General features: G+C 58.4%; 2 protein-coding genes. One reads left to right on the forward strand and one right to left on the reverse strand.

Annotated elements, in window-relative coordinates:
- Positions 1–458 precede the first annotated feature (458 nt).
- The gene (locus tag AWB68_RS43815) at positions 459–1421 is read right to left on the reverse strand and encodes a 2-hydroxyacid dehydrogenase (protein WP_087650309.1); all 963 of its coding nucleotides are present in this window, start codon (positions 1419–1421) and stop codon (positions 459–461) included.
- Between the two features lie 313 nt (positions 1422–1734).
- Between AWB68_RS43815 and AWB68_RS43820 the strand changes: the two genes are divergently transcribed.
- Positions 1735–2493, forward strand: a complete 759-nt coding sequence (locus tag AWB68_RS43820) for an SDR family oxidoreductase (RefSeq protein WP_087650310.1) — start codon at positions 1735–1737, stop codon at positions 2491–2493.
- Positions 2494–2692 lie beyond the last annotated feature (199 nt).

Genomic DNA, 2692 nt, shown 5'->3' on the forward strand with positions numbered 1-2692 from the left:
CGCTGCTCTATGTCATTGAAAGTAAACGAGCTTTCTCGCTGTCGTGGCGCGACAGCGACGTTGTGTATAACGACATGCCACTACGGCCCTTCGGCACGGTGTGAAACCAGCGGCTGCTTGCGGTGTACAGCGGCCGCTCGTCAATTTTGGCATCGGGAGACGCGCGGTCGGGTCTTCTCCACCGCTCGGAATTGAATGCGATCGTATTTAGTGCGACGTCCCTAACCAGATGGCCGTCCCTGCCCACGGCGCAGTCCGATGTGGCAGGATAGAAGGCGTACCAATCGATTTCGGCATACGCCGACCGTAAATATCGGGTTGATGTCGATCGACCTCATGAAAACGTAAATGCAGCGGACGCTCAAGAACGCTGCAGCGGTGACCAATCATTCGTCGATGGGTACCACGCAGGTTTTCGACCGGTGTCGCAACGTTAGCATTCCCGATGAGGTGGAGCCTTAGACAGGATTCGAGGCAGGCCGCCCTTCCAACACGGCGGCAACATTGTCCAGCGCCGTAAAGCCCATCTGGTCGCGGGTCTCGATTGTTGCGCTGGCCATATGGGGCGTCAGGAACACGTTGTCGAGTTCAGCGAAGCGCTTGTCGACATTGGGCTCGTTCCGGTACACGTCCAGACCCGCGCTGAACAGATGACCCGAAGTCAGGGCGTCATAAAGCGCATCTTCGTCCACCAGGCCGCCCCGCGCCGCGTTGACAAAAATGGCGCCTGCGGGGAGGAGTTCAAACTCTCTTTTCTTCATGAGCGGGATGCCCCCACCCGGCACGTGCAGCGTGAGCACCTGGCAGTCCGGCAGCATTTCGTCGAGAGTGGCATAAAAGGTTGCGCCATTTTCCAGCGATGGGGCCGCACGGTGCATGTCGGTGTAGATCACACGCATGCCGAATCCCTGCGCACGCTTAGCGACCGCCCGTCCAATACGTCCGAATCCGACGATGCCGAGCGTCTTGCCATTCACTCGCGTACCCAGCATCTCGACCATGCCGAACGATTTGCCCCATCCGTTGCGCATGATCCGTTCGTATTCCGACGCGCGACGGCACGCAGCCAGCAAGAGCAGCATAGAGAAATCGGCCGTGCACTCGGTCAACGCATCGGGTGCGTTCGTGACGACGATTCCCCTTCCACGGGCCGCCGCTACATCCATGTGATCGAAGCCTGCGCTCGCGTTCGCAATGATCTTGACCGTCGAGGGCAGCGCGGCAATGTGCTCCGCCTGCAAGCCGGACTTCTTTCCGATCAGAACGGCCGGCACGTCGTGCTTGTTGCAGAAGTCGACGACAGACCACGAATCCATATCGGACTCGGTCACGAAAGCGTGGAATTCAGCCTCGGCGCGGCTCGCCACCGCCGTGGGAACCTTTCGCGCAATCAACAGTTTGGTGCAATTACTTTCCGACATGATTTTTCCTTTGATGGAGAGACGTCGAGAGACTACGAAACCGCAGACCGGACCGTCAATGTTGATTAAATAAATCAACTCATCGGAAGTGATTGGCCCCTTATTCGTCGCGACGCACCCTGCGCATTGCGACTCGTCTCGTTCTATGCCGCTCGTCCCTCTCGCTATCCGCAATGCGCGTATCAGGAAAACCCTATGCGAGCCCCACCGGCAAGGCCTTTTGATGTTGATTCAATGAATCAAGATTGCTCAACGTCTGGCGCGAATGCGACTCTCTTTTCCGTGTTCAATTGAACTGTCGGGAGGAGATGAAATGCCTGCATCGAAGAAATTCGCAGCGGTTACGGGCGCCGGTTCCGGCATCGGCCGCACCACCGCCGTGGCGCTCGCCAACGCCGGGTTCGCCGTCGCGCTGATCGGGCGCAGAGCCGAGCCTCTGCTGGAAACAAAGGAGGCAATCGGCATTGCTGGCGCGGAAGCGTATGTATTCCAGGCCGACGTTGCCGACGCGGCGTCGGTCGAGCACGCGTTTTCGCAAATCGCCGAAACATTCGGCCGGCTCGACGTGCTCTTTAACAACGCGGGCCGCAACGCGGGGGCCGTCCCCCTGGAAGACTACGAGGTCGGCTTCTGGAACGATGTCGTGGCCACCAATCTGACCGGCGTCTTCCTGTGCGCTCGGGCGGCTTATCGATTGATGAAAGCGCAGTCCCCTCAAGGTGGCCGAATCATCAACAACGGTTCGATCTCCGCCCACTCGCCGAGACCCCATACCATCGCCTATACGGCAACGAAACATGCCGTCACCGGCATCACCAAATCGATCGCACTGGACGGACGGGCCTTCAATATCGCCTGCAGCCAGATCGATATCGGCAACGCGGCCACATCACTTACGGAACGCATGAACCGCGGCGTACTGCAAGCGGATGGACGCATGGCGCCCGAAGCAAGGATGGATGTGACGCACGTGGCGAATGCGGTTGTACATATGGCGAGTCTTCCGCTCGAAGCCAATGTTCTCAACATGACCATCATGGCGAGCGCCATGCCCTTCGTCGGCCGCGGATAAATCGCCCTTCTGCCACATTAAAAAAATAACAGGCTAATGTTATGGAGACACCGATGAAAGTCGTAGAGGAACAAACATTGCCGCCGCGAAACCTGGCTTACGTGGATACTACGAAACGCTCGAGGGTCCGGTACGTCGTGCTCTCGATGTTGCTCATGGCAACCATCCTCAATTACGTGGACCGGTCGGCGCTGGGCAT

Source organism: Caballeronia choica (assembly GCF_001544535.1).
Lineage (GTDB): Bacteria > Pseudomonadota > Gammaproteobacteria > Burkholderiales > Burkholderiaceae > Caballeronia > Caballeronia choica.

Excerpts from the sequence above, each read along its gene's own strand:
- AWB68_RS43815 (WP_087650309.1), bottom strand. The coding sequence starts at position 1,421 with ATGTCGGAAAGTAATTGCACCAAACTGTTGATTGCGCGAAAGGTTCCC.
- AWB68_RS43820 (WP_087650310.1), top strand. The coding sequence starts at position 1,735 with ATGCCTGCATCGAAGAAATTCGCAGCGGTTACGGGCGCCGGTTCCGGC.